Annotated in this window: 15 protein-coding genes; 14 read left to right on the top strand and 1 reads right to left on the bottom strand. The window is 40.9% G+C overall.

Features of this window, described 5'->3' with window-relative positions:
• Nucleotides 1-4 precede the first annotated feature (4 nt).
• The 7 genes from dxs to AJGP001_RS07960 all read left to right on the top strand — a co-directional run bounded on the left by dxs (nucleotide 5) and on the right by AJGP001_RS07960 (nucleotide 7,189).
• The gene (dxs, locus tag AJGP001_RS07935; RefSeq protein ID WP_071154066.1) at nucleotides 5-1,909 is read left to right on the top strand and encodes a 1-deoxy-D-xylulose-5-phosphate synthase; all 1,905 of its coding nucleotides are present in this window, start codon (nucleotides 5-7) and stop codon (nucleotides 1,907-1,909) included.
• Nucleotides 1,909-2,727 carry a TlyA family RNA methyltransferase gene (locus tag AJGP001_RS07940; protein WP_188074734.1) on the top strand — a complete coding sequence of 273 codons (819 nt, stop codon included), beginning with the start codon at nucleotides 1,909-1,911 and terminating at the stop codon, nucleotides 2,725-2,727. The genes dxs and AJGP001_RS07940 overlap by 1 nt, the downstream gene beginning before the upstream one ends.
• Before the next feature lie 96 nt (nucleotides 2,728-2,823).
• Nucleotides 2,824-3,273 (top strand): transcriptional regulator AhrC/ArgR, encoded by a 450-nt coding sequence (gene ahrC, locus AJGP001_RS07945; RefSeq protein ID WP_058385497.1) that lies wholly within the window; start codon nucleotides 2,824-2,826, stop codon nucleotides 3,271-3,273.
• 16 nt (nucleotides 3,274-3,289) lie between these two features.
• Nucleotides 3,290-4,987 carry a DNA repair protein RecN gene (gene recN, locus AJGP001_RS07950; RefSeq protein ID WP_071154011.1) on the top strand — a complete coding sequence of 566 codons (1,698 nt, stop codon included), beginning with the start codon at nucleotides 3,290-3,292 and terminating at the stop codon, nucleotides 4,985-4,987.
• A gap of 89 nt (nucleotides 4,988-5,076) precedes the next feature.
• Nucleotides 5,077-5,844: a sporulation transcription factor Spo0A gene (gene spo0A / locus AJGP001_RS07955; protein ID WP_071154012.1), complete on the top strand. Its 768-nt coding sequence runs from the start codon at nucleotides 5,077-5,079 to the stop codon at nucleotides 5,842-5,844.
• 177 nt (nucleotides 5,845-6,021) lie between these two features.
• Entirely contained in the window at nucleotides 6,022-6,198 is a 177-nt protein-coding gene (locus AJGP001_RS17495; RefSeq protein ID WP_169835264.1) for a hypothetical protein, read from the top strand.
• A 256-nt stretch (nucleotides 6,199-6,454) separates the two neighbouring features.
• On the top strand, nucleotides 6,455-7,189 hold the full coding sequence (locus AJGP001_RS07960) for a glycerophosphodiester phosphodiesterase (RefSeq protein WP_245830258.1): 735 nt from the start codon (nucleotides 6,455-6,457) through the stop codon (nucleotides 7,187-7,189).
• A gap of 11 nt (nucleotides 7,190-7,200) precedes the next feature.
• Here the strand turns inward: AJGP001_RS07960 and AJGP001_RS07965 are convergent, their stop codons facing one another.
• Nucleotides 7,201-7,434: a DUF2627 domain-containing protein gene (locus AJGP001_RS07965; protein ID WP_058386914.1), complete on the bottom strand. Its 234-nt coding sequence runs from the start codon at nucleotides 7,432-7,434 to the stop codon at nucleotides 7,201-7,203.
• Nucleotides 7,435-7,559: 125 nt separating this feature from the next.
• Here AJGP001_RS07965 and AJGP001_RS07970 point away from each other — a divergent pair, with 125 nt between their 5' ends.
• The 7 genes from AJGP001_RS07970 to AJGP001_RS08000 all read left to right on the top strand — a co-directional run bounded on the left by AJGP001_RS07970 (nucleotide 7,560) and on the right by AJGP001_RS08000 (nucleotide 16,512).
• The gene (locus AJGP001_RS07970) at nucleotides 7,560-9,608 is read left to right on the top strand and encodes a sigma-54 interaction domain-containing protein (protein WP_071154067.1); all 2,049 of its coding nucleotides are present in this window, start codon (nucleotides 7,560-7,562) and stop codon (nucleotides 9,606-9,608) included.
• Between the two features lie 130 nt (nucleotides 9,609-9,738).
• A complete protein-coding gene (gene yqiS, locus AJGP001_RS07975; protein WP_071154014.1) occupies nucleotides 9,739-10,671 on the top strand; it encodes a phosphate butyryltransferase in 933 nt (310 codons plus the stop codon).
• Nucleotides 10,672-10,673: 2 nt separating this feature from the next.
• Nucleotides 10,674-11,768, top strand: coding sequence for a Leu/Phe/Val dehydrogenase (locus AJGP001_RS07980; protein ID WP_058385492.1), 1,095 nt, complete (start codon nucleotides 10,674-10,676; stop codon nucleotides 11,766-11,768).
• Nucleotides 11,769-11,935: 167 nt separating this feature from the next.
• On the top strand, nucleotides 11,936-13,018 hold the full coding sequence (buk, locus tag AJGP001_RS07985) for a butyrate kinase (protein WP_071154015.1): 1,083 nt from the start codon (nucleotides 11,936-11,938) through the stop codon (nucleotides 13,016-13,018).
• 64 nt (nucleotides 13,019-13,082) lie between these two features.
• The gene (lpdA, locus tag AJGP001_RS07990) at nucleotides 13,083-14,510 is read left to right on the top strand and encodes a dihydrolipoyl dehydrogenase (protein ID WP_071154016.1); all 1,428 of its coding nucleotides are present in this window, start codon (nucleotides 13,083-13,085) and stop codon (nucleotides 14,508-14,510) included.
• Between the two features lie 14 nt (nucleotides 14,511-14,524).
• On the top strand, nucleotides 14,525-15,529 hold the full coding sequence (locus tag AJGP001_RS07995; RefSeq protein WP_058385489.1) for a thiamine pyrophosphate-dependent dehydrogenase E1 component subunit alpha: 1,005 nt from the start codon (nucleotides 14,525-14,527) through the stop codon (nucleotides 15,527-15,529).
• Complete coding sequence (locus AJGP001_RS08000) at nucleotides 15,529-16,512, top strand: alpha-ketoacid dehydrogenase subunit beta (protein WP_058385488.1); 984 nt, start codon at nucleotides 15,529-15,531, stop codon at nucleotides 16,510-16,512. Before AJGP001_RS07995 ends, AJGP001_RS08000 begins: the two co-directional genes overlap by 1 nt.
• Nucleotides 16,513-16,631: the final 119 nt, after the last annotated feature.

Consider the following 16,631-nt stretch of genomic DNA (forward strand, 5'->3'; position numbering starts at 1 on the left):
GGCAATGGATCTACAATCGATTACTGGTCCATCTTTCTTAAAAGAGCTGAACACAAAACAGCTTGAAGTATTAAGTGAAGATATAAGACGGTTTCTAATAGAGAATTTATCAAGAACAGGTGGGCATATTGGTCCGAATCTTGGAGTAGTGGAACTAACGGTTGCGCTACACAAAGTATTCGATAGCCCATCAGACAAATTTATTTGGGATGTAGGGCACCAGTCATATGTCCACAAAATTTTAACAGGAAGAGCTAGCCAATTTGACACACTGCGTCAATTTAAAGGTCTTTGTGGATTTCCGAAACGCAATGAAAGCGACCATGACGTATGGGAAACTGGACATAGTTCGACGTCTCTATCAGCTGCAATGGGAATGGCAGCTGCTCGTGATATCAAAAAAACCGACAATTATGTAGTTCCAATTATTGGTGATGGAGCATTAACCGGTGGAATGGCTTTTGAAGCATTAAATCACATTGGTCATACGAAGACCGATATGATCGTTATTTTAAATGACAATGAAATGTCTATTGCTCCAAATGTTGGAGCAATGCACAGTATGCTTGGCCGTATGAGAACAGCTGGGAAGTACAACAAAGTCAAGGATGATTTGGAATATTTACTAAAAAAAGTACCGGCAGTCGGTGGCAGATTAGCCGCAACTGCTGAACGCGTAAAAGATTCTTTGAAATATTTAGTAGTTTCAGGAATGTTCTTTGAAGAAATGGGCTTTACGTATTTAGGGCCAATTGATGGACATGACATAGAAGAACTGGAAGAAAACTTACGTTACGCGAAGAAAACCAAAGGACCGGTTTTACTTCATGTCATAACGAAAAAAGGCAAAGGCTTTTTACCTGCTGAACAAGATACAATTGGAACATGGCATGGTACGGGTCCTTATAAAACGGAGACTGGTGATTTAGTAAAATCATCTTCAAAAGCGCCTTCATGGAGTGGTTTGGTAGCAGAAACTGTCCGTAAACTAGCACGCACAGACGAGCGCATTGTCGCAATTACACCGGCTATGCCAGTTGGTTCGAAATTAGAAGGATTCGCTTCTGAATTTCCTGACCGTATGTTTGATGTCGGAATTGCAGAACAGCATGCGACAACGATGGCGGCTGGACTTGCTACACAAGACATGAAGCCATTCTTAGCGATTTATTCAACGTTCTTACAACGTGCATACGATCAAGTCGTTCATGATATTTGTCGTCAAAATTTAAATGTCTTTATTGGAATTGATCGCTCAGGTCTTGTTGGAGCAGATGGTGAAACGCATCAAGGCGTTTTCGATATTGCATTCTTACGTCATTTGCCGAACATGGTCATTATGATGCCAAAAGACGAAAATGAAGGACAGCATATGGTGAAAACTGCTATTGATTATAATGGTGGCCCAATTGCGCTTCGTTATCCAAGAGGTAACGGCTTAGGTGTACCAATGGATACAGAACTTCACGCGTTGCCAATCGGTTCGTGGGAAGTGTTACAAAAAGGAACAGATGCTGTCATCTTAACGTTCGGTACGACCATTCCAATGGCTATGCGCGCAGCAGAACAATTACTCGAGCAAGGCATTTCGGTGGAAGTGGTAAATGCACGTTTCATTAAACCGATGGACGAGGCAATGCTCCACGAAGTCTTTAAACGTGACATTCCGGTCGTAACGATCGAAGAAGCGGTACTTCAAGGTGGCTTTGGTAGTGCCGTGTTAGAATTTGTACAAGAAAACCAGTACCGCGGATCGATTATTGACCGTTTAGGAATTCCGGATCACTTTATTGAACACGGAGACGTTGCTGAACTTATGGACGAAATTCATTTAAATAGCGATGAAGTCGTGCGTGTCATTAACAAGCGTGCGCAAGCCAAAAAGCAGGCAGGTTCGATTCCTCTATGATCAAGCCCAAAAAAGAACGTGTAGATGTCTTGTTGGTTGAACAAGGCATCTGTGAAACACGTGAAAAAGCAAAACGAGCCATCATGGCTGGTATTATCTATTCTGGATCTGAACGCATGAATAAGCCTGGTGAAAAAATTTCAGTAGAATCTCCTTTGCAAATGAAAGGAAATGATTTGAAATATGTTAGCCGAGGCGGTTTAAAGCTTGAAAAAGCTTTAGAAAAGTTTGACTTATCAGTTGCCGACAAACTGATGCTTGATATAGGCTCTTCAACAGGGGGCTTCACTGATTGCGCTCTTCAAAACGGCGCTAAGCACTGCTATGCACTTGATGTTGGTTACAATCAGTTGGCATGGAAGATTAGGCAGGATGAGCGTGTGACTGTCATGGAACGCGTCAATTTCCGCCATTCCAAACCAGAAGATTTTAATCAAGGTCTGCCGGAATTTGCTACAATTGATGTCTCGTTTATTTCTTTGCGCATTATTTTTCCTGTGTTAAAACAAGTTTTGGTCCCAGGGGGCGACGTCATCGCACTGGTCAAACCTCAATTTGAAGCAGGTAGAGAAAATGTTGGGAAAAAAGGCATTATTCGCGACCCCCAAATACACCGTGATGTGTTAGTTAAAGTCGGAAAATTTGCAGTTGAAGCCGGTTTTCATGTGAAGAACATGTCGTTCTCACCGATTACTGGTGGAGAAGGTAATATTGAATTTTTATTTCACCTTCAATCGGCTATTGAAGGCACTGATATAGCAGGGGTTTCTGAGCAGTCCATCGATGAAACTGTCAAGACAGCACATGAATTACTATAAACACATTCCAAAAGGAATGTGTTTTCTTGTCTTGTGTATGAAATAGAGTTAGAATATTAGGTATATGGAATAATTATTCATTCAAGGGGGCACAACATGAATAAAGGACAGCGTCACATTAAAATACGCGATCTTATATCAAATCGCGAAATTGAAACACAAGATGAGTTGGTAGAACTACTAAAATCAGCGGGCTATGAAGTGACACAAGCAACTGTTTCACGTGATATAAAAGAATTGCATTTAGTAAAAGTACCGCTTCAAGATGGGCGTTACAAATACAGTTTGCCAGCTGATCAACGTTTTAACCCAATGCAAAAACTGCATCGTGCATTGACAGATGCTTTTGTTAGCATTGACGGAGCTAGCCATTTCTTAGTAATGAAAACTTTGCCAGGTAATGCTCATGCAATTGGCTCACTCATTGATCATTTGGACTGGGAAGAAATTCTTGGAACAATTTGTGGGGATGATACATGTCTTATTATTTGCCGAGATACCGAACAGCGTGAAATTTTAAAACAACGTTTAATCGAAATGCTTTAAGAAGAGGTGAGCGGATATGCTTCGGGAGTTAGATATACGCAATTTTGCTATTATTGATGCTTTGACAGTTAGCTTTTCTGAAGGATTGACTGTTTTGACTGGAGAAACCGGAGCCGGTAAATCCATTATTATCGATGCGGTTCATCTTTTAGCAGGTGGACGAGGAAGCCAAGAATTTATTCGTCATGGCGCTAAAAAGGCAGAAATCGAAGGCTTGTTTTCATTAGAAAATGAACAACACCCGGTATTTCGCAGATTAGAGGAATTCGGTATCACTTGGAGTGATGGCGATATTTTGTTGCGCAGAGAATTAAATGATAAAGGCAAAAATGTCTGTCGAATAAATGGTAAACTCGTTACCATTTCTATTTTACGTGAAGTTGGAGCTTCTCTAATTGATATTCACGGCCAACACGAAACACAGGAATTGATGGATGAAAAACAGCATCTTTACTTGCTCGATCAGTTTGCCGGTAGAAGCTTAGCGAAGTCAAAAGAAAGCTATAGCCACACATTTGATAAGTACACAAAATTAAAGCGAGAGTTTTCTTCTTATACTGAAAATGAGCAGCAAATTGCACAGCGTATTGATTTATTGACTTTCCAACTGCAAGAAATCGAAGCAGCGGAGTTGGTTATAGGAGAAGAAGAGGAATTTATTCAAGAACGTAAAAAATTACAAAATTTTAATAAGATATACGAGTCAATTTCTGCGGCGCACGAAGCAATTCAAGGAGAAAGCAAAGGACTGGATTGGATTGGATCCGCTATGTCTGAACTTGAACATGCAGCAGCAGTAGATGAAACTTTTATAGGGTCCTCTGAAACTTTATCCGGTGCTTTTTATTTAATCCAAGATACCGGTACGGAAATCAAGCGGATTTTAGATGATATGGAATTCGATCCGGGTAGATTAAATGAAATCGAGCAACGTTTAGCTGCTATTCAATCGTTAAAAAGAAAATACGGGACTTCTGTAGAAGACATTTTGCTGTATCATGAAAAGCAGACAGATGAATTGGATAAATTGGTTAACCGAGATCAGCGTTATCAATTAGATCAAGAAAAGTTAAAAGAATTAACTGAGGATTTGCGTGTGGAAGCGGAAGAGTTAACGATTCTTCGCAAAAAAGCAGCGAAAAGCCTAGGCAAAGCGATTATGGAGCAGTTAAAAGAATTACATATGGCAAAGGCATCGTTTGAAGTAAACTTTACCGTGTTGCCAAGCGGTCGATTTGATCGTCATGGTCATGATGCAATTACTTTTTACATTTCAACAAATCTTGGCGAACCGTTGAAACCTTTAACTAAAGTAGCATCGGGTGGGGAATTGTCCCGTATGATGTTGGCACTAAAAACCATCTTCTCTAAGCATCAAGGCATAACTTCCATTATATTCGACGAAGTGGATACAGGTGTTAGCGGTCGAGTGGCTCAGGCTATTGCTGAGAAAATTGCTGCTATCTCAGTCGATTCTCAAGTGCTTTGTATTTCCCATTTGCCTCAAGTAGCGGCGATGGCAGATCAGCATTTGTTTATTGAGAAAAAAGTCGACAAGCAACGAACAACCACTGCGGTGACCGAGCTTAATGGAAGAGAGCGAACGGAAGAAATGAGTCGTATGCTGTCAGGAGCTGAAATAACAGATCTGACTTTGCAACATGCGGAAGAATTGTTATCACTCGCGGCAGACCGTAAACTATTGATGAAATAAAGTTATAAAGACAGCCAGTAAGGGTAAAGAGAGTCAATTAAGAAGAAAAACAATCCTGCTAGAGTCAGTCACCAAGGAGAGAGAGTCGAATGAAAAAAATAAAAATCGCAATTGCAGATGATAATCGCGAATTGGTCGGACTGATGGAAGATTATTTAAATGCACAAGCTAACATGGAAGTAGTAAAAGTTGCTTATAACGGCAAAACTTGTATCGAAATGCTCCGAAATCACACAATTGATATCTTATTATTGGATATTATTATGCCTTATCTAGACGGCATAGCTGTTTTAGACGCTATCAAAGAAAATGAAGATTTACAGGGAATTGATGTAATTATGCTGTCTGCTTTTGGACAGGAATCGATCATGAGCCAGGCTGCGGAGTACGGAGCTTCCTATTTTATTATGAAACCTTTTGAGGTAGAACGCCTTGCAGTCCAGATTAATCATATTATGAATGCACGAACTGGTAGATCAAAGCAAACTGAAGACAAGCGAACGAAAGATGATTTGATTACGAATATGGTGAAAGATATTGGGATTCCACCTCATCTTAAAGGCTATCTTTATTTAAAAGAAGCCGTTTCGTTAGTACTGGAACAACCAGAAATATTAAATAAAGTCACTAAAGTATTATATCCGGGAATTGCTACTAAATTTGACACGACGTCGTCGAGGGTAGAAAGATCGATTCGCCATGCAATTGAGCAAGTCTGGAATCGTCATGAAACGGTCGATCATATCTCGAAAATTTTCGGCTACAGTGTAGCGCATTTAGAATCAAAACCAACTAATTCGGAATTTATTGCAATGGTCGCAGATAGTTTGCAGCTGAAAATGCGAGACGATTTATAATCGGAGAATTTATCGAAACTTTCTTGTCGCCAAAATGGCGGTAGGGAAGTTTTTTTAGTTAATTCTAAGCACATTTATGGTGTTTGTTGGAGTGAATTGGTAGGTTTAAAAAAAGCACAATAAAGGAAAAGGATAAGACATCGTTTTAAAAAAAGAGAACTTTCTGAATGATTAAGAATGACGAGACCGGAAAATCAATGGAATGAAAAGAGGCGAGCGCAATTGCAATTGATTCGGCAAATTGATGACTATTTTTTAGGTAATGGTGAAGGAACTGTCACCGACCGGCTGTATTTTTATGGTGTTTATTGCGTTAGCATGTTGATTGCATTTTTTACGATGGCGTCGCTTTAAAAACCTACTATGATCCAATAGATAATCGACCGATGAGACTTTAATTCATCGGTTTTTTTGTTTTAAAGCTTACAATGTATTTTTTTACATAAGGAAGTATACGAAAACAGCAAAACCAAAAAAGTCAGTAAAACGGCAATGCTGTTAGTTTGCCCTAATAAATGATAAAATAGTGATGGAACTGCAAAGAAACGGCTAGTAGAATCGATAGTAAATTCGGTTTTACTCGTTTAGTGGATTTCAGAAATGGAAGAGGATGATTTTATTGTCTGAAGTCAAAGTGTATGCACACCGAGGCGCTTCAGGATATGCACTGGAAAATACATGGGACGCTTTTTTAAAGGCTTGTGAATTTGGTGTTGGGATTGAGCTTGATGTACAAATTACGAAAGACGGCGTTGTTGTTGTCTTTCATGATGACAACTTGCGGCGACTAACTGGTTTTAATGCGGATATTGAGGCACTTGCTTACGAAGACATAAAAGATCTTCGTGTCGGCAAAAAATGGATACGTCCATTTCAGCATTATCAAATCCCATTAGCGTATGAAGTGTTTCAATGGGCAAAAAAAAAGAACATTCCATTGAACGTTGAGTTAAAAGCATCATTTGTGAAAAATCCAAAAGGACCACAAATTCTTGCAGCTATGTTGGAAGGGATTAGGGATATCCATTTGTCTTCGTTTAATCCGCAATTGCTGGAAGAAATGAAGAAATTGATGCCTTCTACTGAAATGGCTCTGATTATTAAAAAGAATAAACAGCTGCCTTACGTGAAAGAAATGGAGTGGGTCGACAGTATTCATCTTCATAAACGCCTTCTTAATAAAGCTTTATGGGCCGATGTCCTAGAGTTGGACAAGAAAGTTCGGTTGTACGGAGTTTTAGGGTCGGAGTCGCTTATCACTCAACTTAATTCACAAACGGTTGGTATTATTACCAATTACCCAGATCGTGTTAAAAGAAAAATTGCGTCTCCCCTTTTTGGGTAGACGCAATTTTTTTATTTCTGGAATCTTTTTGAAACGGTCCCTTTTTTTCGATCGCGATTCAGTAGAAATCCGGCAAAAAAACCGATTCCTAGAACGACAAAAAGAGTGCCGAATGTAAACTGGAGCCAAAGAGCCGGAAAAGGCTCGAGCAATTTATTAAATAACGTATCACGCATTAATTTAATGCCATATGCCGCCATAATTCCAGGAATCAGCAAGATGATAAATGCCACTAGACGACCCATAATTCCACATCCTTCTGCTTCTATTGTTTCTAATTCTATTAAAGTTGTCAAGAAAACCTTCCTGATGTACGCTTAAAATATTATTGCAATTACTTGCATATTGGTGGAAGGGAGTTTGAATGAAATTGCAAACAGTATTAATTGTCGGCGGTGGTGTTGGAGGATCTGCTATTTTAAAGACTCTTCTTGAAACGGATTATTTAGACGTACATGGCGTCGTTGATTTACACATGGATGCGCCTGCTGTTTTAACTGCGCGGTCTCACGGTATTTCGGTTGCGGAGGATTACCGGAAATTCAATAAAGCGGATATTGATATTGTCTTTAATGTCACTGGAAGTGATTCTTTTTATCAAGAGCTAAAAACGTATTTTTTGAAAAAGACGGTTATCGTTCCTGGCAGTCTTGCAAATGTATTGGTTCGTTTGTTGGAAGAAAAAGAGCATTTTATTAATCGGTTAAGTAAAGAAAGTCGTAGAGAAAAAATCATTTTCAATTCAATAGAAGAAGGCATGATTGGTATTGATAAAACAAGCCATATTACATTTATCAATAAAAGTGCAGCGCGAATGCTTGAAGTGACAGTTGATGAAACACTCGGGAAGCATATTCACGAATTTATTTCCTTGAGTGAATTGCCAAGAATCTACGAAACGGGTCGCACCGAATTGAACAAAGAACTGCCGTTAGAAAATGGTTCGAGAATTGTTACTTCCCGGTTCCCAATGATTGGTGATGATGGAGAGATCATCGGTGCCTTTGCGGTGTTTAAAGATATTACGGAAGTGGTTGCGTTAGCAGAAGAAATAACAGATCTGAAAGAAGTGCAGACCATGTTAGAAGCCATTATCCAGTCGAGTGATGATGCTATATCCGTAGTAGATGAAAAGGGCAATGGATTGCTTGTAAATCCAGCGTATACACGAATTACTGGCTTGCAGATGAAGGATGTTATCGGTCAGCCGGCATCGGCAGATATCTCTGAAGGAGAAAGCATGCACTTAAAAGCACTGCAAACACGCAAGCCTGTACGCGGAGTTAATTTAAAAGTAGGTCCGTCAAACCGTGAAGTTATTGTTAACGTCGCACCCATTATCGTCGACAATAAGTTAAAAGGCAGTGTTGGCGTCATTCACGATACGACCGAAATTCGCTCCCTAATGAAAGAGCTAGATCGTGCTCGAAGTATTATTCGTACACTGGAATCGAAGTATACCTTTGATGACATCATCGGGTTGTCGTCAGAAATGCAATTATCTCTTCAACAAGCAAAATTAGCCGCACAAACTTTAGTGACCGTATTATTGCGCGGTGAGTCGGGGACTGGTAAAGAATTATTCGCACACGCCATCCACAGCGCTAGTGAGCGGAAATACAACAAATTCGTCCGCGTCAATTGCGCTGCGCTTTCAGAGGAACTGTTAGAAAGTGAACTTTTCGGTTATGAAGAAGGAGCCATTCCAGGTATTAAAACAGGAGAAAAGCGCGGATTGTTTGAAGAAGCCAATAATGGCAGTATCTTTTTAGATGAAATTGGTGAATTGTCATCGATGCTTCAAAGTAAATTGCTACGTGTACTACAAGAACATGAAACCTTGCGTATAGGTGGGAGTAAACCGATTCCTGTTAACGTGCGTGTGATTGCGTCGACAAATGCAAACATGGAAAAAGCATTGCTTGAAGGGAAGTTTCGTGAGGATTTGTATTATCGGTTAAACAGGATGCCGATTTTAATTCCGCCTTTGCGTAATCGAAAGCAAGACATTCCGAGAATTACTGGGCGTCTATTGTTGAAGTTAAATCAGGAGTACGGGCGCAGTGTTGAATCGATTTCTGACAAAGCCTTACAGTATTTGCGTGTCTATGATTGGCCAGGTAATGTCAGGGAACTGGAAAACGTACTGAGCCGTTCGATGATCTTCATGCAGATGAACGACCGTGTATTAACTGAAGAACACATCCCACTTAGTATGCTACGAGTTGCAGAAGCGAAAAACGAAGTACTCATTCAATCCTCCATGCCTTTGCAAGAACAATTGGATACTGTTGAACGAGGAATTTTACATCATGCTTTGAAACAGGCTAACGGCAATAAATCCAAAACGGCAAAACAATTAGAAATCTCTCTCCGAACCTTGTATTACAAATTAGAGAAATACGGGTTAATGCAATAGTTTTGCAAATTATTGCAGGGTTTTGCAATTAATTGCAATGTTTTACGTGCTAAAAAGCAAATAAAACGCTTTCATCTCTTATATATGACCATTTGTTCTGTTTTAATTAAGAAGAATGAGGTGAGCGGTAATGGCCACATTAAATCAGTTATTCGAGATGGTTTCGGATGAGTCTAATCATACGGTGGCTGTTGCAGCTGCTGCTGATGTGTCCGTTCTCAAAGCCGTAAGTATGGCTATCGAACGCAATATGGCTCATTTCCAACTATACGACAATGAATTGACTATAACAGCAATGCTAAGGGAGCATTTTCCTGAGCTGCTCAATCACCCTAAAGTTCAGTTGTGTCACGTTGATAGTTTGGAAATGGCTGCACAAGAAGCTGTAAAGTCCGTATTCAGGAATGATTCCGATATCTTGATGAAGGGTCAGATTGCGACAGCGGTACTGTTAAAGGCCGTACTAAATCCAACCTATGGTCTGCGGACGGGCTCGGTCATGTCTCATGTAGCTGTTTTTGAAGTCGCCGGGTTTGATCGGTTGATTTTTTTGACAGATGCAGGCATGAATATTAGTCCTGATTTACCTCAAAAAGTACAAATTATTCAAAATGCTGTTCAAATCGCGCGTTCAGTAGGTGTAGAATTACCAATCGTTGCACCACTTGCGGGGGTAGAAGTAATTAATCCGAATATGCAAGTGACACTAGACGCTGCAGCGCTTACTGCGATGAATCGGCGTGGCCAAATCAAAAATTGTATCGTAGACGGGCCATTTGCTCTCGACAATGCGATATCAGTAGATGCGGCCAAACATAAGCGAATAGCAGGAAACAATGCCGGAAACGCCGACATTTTACTTGTTCCAACTATTGAATCCGGAAATATCCTGTATAAATCGCTGGTCTTTTTTGCAAATGCCAAAGTCGGCAGTATTGTAGCTGGTGCTAAAGCGCCAATTGTTTTATCGTCGCGTGCTGATAGTGCAGACAGCAAACTGTATTCATTGGCTTTGGCCATTTGCTCATCATTAACGCTAAGAACATCTACTAGGGGGAATTAACAATGGAAATTTTCAACAGAATGGAACAACACGATTACGAACAATTAGTATTTTGCCAAGATAAAAGCTCGGGCCTTAAAGCTATTATTTGTATTCATGACACGACTCTAGGACCGGCACTTGGCGGTACGCGCATGTGGAATTATGCAACAGAAGAAGAAGCGATTGAAGATGCCATTCGTCTTGCTCGCGGAATGACTTACAAAAATGCTGCAGCAGGCCTTAACTTGGGTGGCGGAAAAACAGTTATTATCGGAGATCCATTGAAAGACAAAAACGAAGAAATGTTCCGTGCATTCGGACGTTTTATTCAAGGATTAAACGGGCGTTATATAACTGCTGAAGACGTTGGAACAACTGTTGCGGATATGGATTTAATCCACGAAGAAACAGATTTCGTAACAGGAATCTCGCCAGCATTTGGTTCTTCAGGTAATCCATCACCTGTTACAGCATACGGCGCTTATATTGGAATGAAAGCCGCGGCTTTAGAAGCATTTGGCGACGATTCTTTAGAAGGCAAAACAGTTGCAGTTCAAGGTGTTGGGAACGTCGCGTACCCACTTTGCGAATATCTTCACAAAGAAGGTGCGAAATTAATCGTTACAGATATTAACCAAGATGCTGTAAATCGGGCAGTAGAAGCATTCGGCGCAACAGCAGTTGCACCAAATGACATCTACTCACAAGAAGCAGATATTTTTGCACCGTGTGCAATGGGCGCAATCATCAACGATGATACGATTCCTCAATTAAAAGTAAAAGTAGTTGCTGGCTCTGCTAACAACCAATTAAAAGAAGAGCGTCACGGCGATGAGCTTGAAGCACGTGGTATCGTATATGCACCTGACTTTGTTATTAACTCAGGCGGTGTTATCAACGTTGCAGATGAATTATATGGTTACAACAATGAACGCGCGATGAAACGCGTTGAAACAATTTATGACAGCATCACGAAAATTTATGCAATTTCTAAACGTGATAACGTACCGAGTTACATCGCTGCAGACCGCATGGCTGAAGAGCGAATCGAACGCGTTCGCAATTCAAGAACTCAGTTTCTTAGAAATGAACACAATATTTTAAGCAGAAGATAATAAAGTAGAATAATCGAAAGAATTTTTTCTTCTATTCCGTTTCAGCCGCATGCTGCATGGCTCCCGTAAGAAGTCAGGCAAACTACGCCTGGCTTCTTGCTTCGTTAAGTCGGTTGTCGGAGATGGAAGAAAAAATCTATTAGTATAAGAAGAAATGAGGGAGCGACGTGCAAAGGCAGTCGAATCGGATCCTGGCCATTAATCCTGCCTCTACATCGACAAAAATTGGTGTTTTCGATAATGATATTTTGATTATGGAAAAAATGATACGCCACACCACAGAAGACCTAAGTAAATTTTCCAGTATTAACGACCAATATCTATTCAGAAAAAATACGATTTTGGAAGCGTTGGACGAAGAGGGTATGAATGTTTCTAATTTAGCCGCAGTTTGTGGCAGGGGCGGGTTATTACGTCCCATTGAAGGTGGAACTTATGAAGTTAACAGTGGAATGCTAGAAGATTTACGCGTAGGGTACTCAGGACAGCATGCTTCTAATCTAGGTGGCATTATTGCATTTGAAATTGCGGATGCACTGAATATACCCGCATTTATAGTAGATCCGGTCGTTGTTGACGAATTAGAGCCACTTGCACGTGTATCTGGATTTTCGTCAATTAAAAGAAAATCTATCTTTCATGCTCTCAATCAAAAAGCGGTTGCGCGTCGATGTGCTGAAAAAAGAGGACGTCGATACGAAGAGGTCAATTTAATTGTTGCGCATATGGGAAATGGCATAACAGTTGGCGCTCATCACAATGGTCGCGTTATTGATGTCAACAACGGTTTGCATGGTGATGGTCCGTTTAGTCCTGAACGTGCTGGAACGGTCCCAACAGGCGATTTGGTCGAACTATGCTTTTCTGGACATTACAGCCACCAAGAAATCATCAAGAAATTGGTGAGACAAAGTGGGTTATTCGCCTATTTGGGAACAAGTGATGTGGTCAAAGTAGAGCAGCGTATTGTTTCGGGAGATAAAAAAGCCGAATTGATCTATCACGCGATGGCGTATCAAATTGCGCGAGAAATTGGCGCAATCAGTGCGGTCTTAAAAGGCCAAGTAGATGCCATCATTTTAACGGGTGGCTTAGCATATGGCGAGAGCTTGGTAGAACTAATATCGGAACGGGTAAGTTGGATTGCCGATGTCGAAATTCAACCCGGTGAAAACGAACTTCAAGCATTAGCTGAAGGTGCAGCACGGGTATTAAATGGAGAAGAACGCGCAAAAGTCTATCCGTTTTAAGTAGTGGACAACAATGTAGCAAGAAATTGGAATAACGGTAGAACAGATAAAGGAGGATACAGCTATGGCTCAAAATTATGATGTTGTTATTTTAGGCGGTGGAACCGGCGGTTATGTAGCAGCAATACGCTCTGCGCAACTTGGATTGAAAACAGCAATCGTTGAAAAGAGTGAACTGGGTGGGACTTGCTTACATAGAGGTTGTATTCCGAGCAAAGCATTGCTTAGAAGTGCAGAAGTTTATTCGACGACTAAAAATCATGCAGCTGATTTTGGTGTTCAGACAGGTGAAGTTACACTAGACTTTGGACGTGTTCAGCAACGCAAACAAGGCATCGTCGACCAATTGCATGCAGGCGTGCAAGGATTGATGAAAAAAGGGAAAATTGATGTCTACGAGGGTATCGGTCGAATTCTTGGACCTTCTATTTTCTCACCAAATGCTGGAACCATTTCTGTTGAAATGAACAATGGTGAAGAAAATGAAATGTTAATTCCTAATAATGTTATTATCGCTACAGGTTCACGTCCGCGTACTTTGCCAGGATTAGCTGTTGATGGCAAGTTCGTTATGACTTCAGATGAAGCCTTGAAGATGGAAACTTTACCACAATCGATTCTAATTGTTGGTGGGGGTGTTATTGGTATCGAGTGGGCTTCAATGCTTAACGATTTTGGTGTGGACGTAACTGTTATTGAATATGCAGACCGTATCGTTCCAACAGAAGATAAAGATATCTCTAAAGAGATGTTGAAACTTTTGAAGAAAAAAGGCGTTAAGTTTGTGACAAGCGCAAAAGTAATGGCAGATACATTAGAAACAGGTGAAAATGGCGTTACCATTCAAGCAGAAATCAGTGGCAAAAACGAAAGTTTTTCTGCTGAAAAAATGCTAGTATCAGTCGGTCGTCAAGCAAATGTTGAAAATATTGGCATTGAAAACACGGACATTATTGTTGAAAAAGGGTTTATTCAAGTGAAGAAATCTTTCCAAACGAAAGAATCTCATATTTACGCAATTGGTGATGTCATTGGTGGTCTTCAATTAGCGCACGTTGCTTCACACGAAGGCATCACGGCAATCGAGCACATTAAAGGCAATAATCCACATGCAATTAACTATGACTTAGTGTCACGTTGCATTTATTCCAATCCAGAAGCAGCAAGTGTTGGTATTACAGAAGAGCAGGCAAAAGAAAAAGGTCATGAGGTAAAAGTTGGTAAATTTTCGTTCAAAGCAATTGGTAAAGCATTGGTTTACGGGGAATCTGATGGTTTCGTTAAAATTATCGCAGACAAAGAAACGAACGACATACTTGGCGTGCACATGATTGGGCCGCATGTAACCGATATGATTTCGGAAGCGGGTCTTGCAATGGTGTTAGATGCAACTCCGTGGGAAATTGCTGAAACAATTCATCCACACCCGACACTATCAGAAGTAATGGGCGAAGCGGCTTTGGCAGTTGATGGAAAAGCAATTCACAGTTAAAGGAGGAAAACATAATGGCTTCTAGACATGAAGAAATTGGTTTAACAAATGAAGATTTACTCAAAATGTATGAAACAATGTTGATGGCTCGACGTGTAGATGAACGGATGTGGCTATTAAACCGCGCAGGAAAAATTCCTTTCGTGATTTCGTGCCAAGGTCAAGAAGCAGCACAAGTAGGCGCTGCTTTTGCTCTTGATAATTCAAAAGATTATATCGCTCCTTACTATCGCGATATTGGTGTCGTCCTTCATTTTGGAATGACACCAAAAGATTTGATGCTGTCTGCTTTCGCTAAAGCAGAAGATCCAAACTCTGGTGGGCGCCAAATGCCTGGTCATTTTGGGCAAAAGAGTAACCGTATTTTGACAGGCTCTTCGCCTGTTACGACACAATTGCCTCACGCAGTGGGCGTTGCTTTAGCAGGAAAAATGAAGAAAAAAGATTTTATCACGTTTACGACGCTGGGTGAAGGATCTTCCAACCAAGGGGATTTCCACGAAGGCATGAACTTTGCCGGCGTTCACAAGTTACCAGTTATCATTATGGTCGAAAACAATAAATATGCAATTTCGGTGCCCGTTGAACGCCAGTTAGCTTGTAAAAACGTATCGGATCGAGCAATCGGCTATGGTATGCCAGGTGTAACAATCGATGGCAACGATCCGATTGAAGTATACAAACATGTTAAAGAAGCTGCTGATCGCGCACGCCGTGGCGAAGGACCAAGCCTGATAGAAACAGTTTGCGAACGAATGACAGCGCACTCGTCAGATGATGATCACCGCCAGTATCGCTCTGCGGATGAATTGGCTGCACAAAAATCAACAGATCCAATTTTGACATTTGGTGCTTATTTGAAAGAAAACGGTGTAATGAACGATGAACTTGAAAAAGAAATTAATGATCGCATCATGGTAATTGTCAATGAAGCAACGGATTATGCAGAAGAGGCACCATATGCAGAACCAGAGCACGCAATGAAGTATGTCTATGCCGAAGAAGGAGGAGACGAATAATGGCTATTATGTCTTATATTGATGCCATCACGCTTGCCATGAAAGAAGAAATGGAACGTGATGAAAACGTCTTTGTTCTCGGAGAAGATGTCGGTAAAAAAGGCGGCGTTTTTAAAGCGACTCAAGGTCTGTACGATCAGTTCGGTGAAGACCGTGTCTTAGATACACCTCTTGCAGAATCAGCGATTGCCGGTGTCGGCATTGGTGCAGCGATGTACGGATTACGCCCAATTGCAGAAATGCAATTTGCGGATTTCATCATGCCCGCTATCAACCAAATTATTTCGGAAGCTTCACGCATTCGTTACCGTTCAAATAACGACTGGACTTGTCCAATCGTTTTCCGCGCACCTTTTGGCGGTGGTGTTCATGGCGCACTTTATCATTCGCAGTCAGTAGAAGCAATATTCGCTAATCAGCCTGGGTTAAAAATCGTTATCCCGTCAACTCCATACGATGCAAAAGGCTTGTTAAAAGCAGCAATTCGCGATGAAGATCCGGTTATGTTTTTTGAGCACAAACGTGCATACCGTCTAATTAAAGGTGAAGTACCAGAAGAAGATTACACAATTGAAATTGGTAAAGCAGATGTGAAACGCGAAGGTGAAGATATTACAGTCATCACTTATGGTTTAGCAGTCCACTTTGCACTTCAAGCAGCAGAACGTCTAGCCGAAGATGGTATTTCTGCGCACATCCTTGATTTGCGCACAATTTATCCATTGGACAAAGAAGGCATTATCGAAGCTGCGAAAAAGACAGGTAAAGTTCTTCTAGTTACAGAAGACAATAAAGAAGGAAGTATCATCGGAGAAGTAGCAGCGATCATCGCTGAAAACTGCCTATTCGACCTAGATGCTCCGATTAAACGTCTAGCTGGACCTGATATCCCAGCAATGGCATATGCACCAACAATGGAGAAATTCTTCATGATCAACCCAGACAAAGTAGAAAAAGCAATGAGAGAACTAGCTGAATTTTAAAAAGAAAAGCGTAAGCGCCCATCTAGATTCGACGGGCGTAAGACACACTGGCGAAGCGGCGTTTTTTGCCGCACAGCCAGAGTGGCTTATGACCCTAGAATCTGGGCGCTGAAGCTAGA

The sequence above is a fragment of the Planococcus faecalis genome (assembly GCF_002009235.1).
GTDB classification, from domain to species: domain Bacteria; phylum Bacillota; class Bacilli; order Bacillales_A; family Planococcaceae; genus Planococcus; species Planococcus kocurii.

Excerpts from the sequence above, each read along its gene's own strand:
- dxs (WP_071154066.1), top strand. The coding sequence starts at position 5 with ATGGATCTACAATCGATTACTGGTCCATCTTTCTTAAAAGAGCTGAAC.
- ahrC (WP_058385497.1), top strand. The coding sequence starts at position 2,824 with ATGAATAAAGGACAGCGTCACATTAAAATACGCGATCTTATATCAAAT.
- recN (WP_071154011.1), top strand. The coding sequence starts at position 3,290 with ATGCTTCGGGAGTTAGATATACGCAATTTTGCTATTATTGATGCTTTG.
- spo0A (WP_071154012.1), top strand. The coding sequence starts at position 5,077 with ATGAAAAAAATAAAAATCGCAATTGCAGATGATAATCGCGAATTGGTC.
- AJGP001_RS17495 (WP_169835264.1), top strand. The coding sequence starts at position 6,022 with ATGACGAGACCGGAAAATCAATGGAATGAAAAGAGGCGAGCGCAATTG.
- AJGP001_RS07960 (WP_245830258.1), top strand. The coding sequence starts at position 6,455 with ATGATTTTATTGTCTGAAGTCAAAGTGTATGCACACCGAGGCGCTTCA.
- AJGP001_RS07965 (WP_058386914.1), bottom strand. The coding sequence starts at position 7,434 with ATGGGTCGTCTAGTGGCATTTATCATCTTGCTGATTCCTGGAATTATG.
- yqiS (WP_071154014.1), top strand. The coding sequence starts at position 9,739 with ATGGCCACATTAAATCAGTTATTCGAGATGGTTTCGGATGAGTCTAAT.
- AJGP001_RS07980 (WP_058385492.1), top strand. The coding sequence starts at position 10,674 with ATGGAAATTTTCAACAGAATGGAACAACACGATTACGAACAATTAGTA.
- lpdA (WP_071154016.1), top strand. The coding sequence starts at position 13,083 with ATGGCTCAAAATTATGATGTTGTTATTTTAGGCGGTGGAACCGGCGGT.
- AJGP001_RS07995 (WP_058385489.1), top strand. The coding sequence starts at position 14,525 with ATGGCTTCTAGACATGAAGAAATTGGTTTAACAAATGAAGATTTACTC.
- AJGP001_RS08000 (WP_058385488.1), top strand. The coding sequence starts at position 15,529 with ATGGCTATTATGTCTTATATTGATGCCATCACGCTTGCCATGAAAGAA.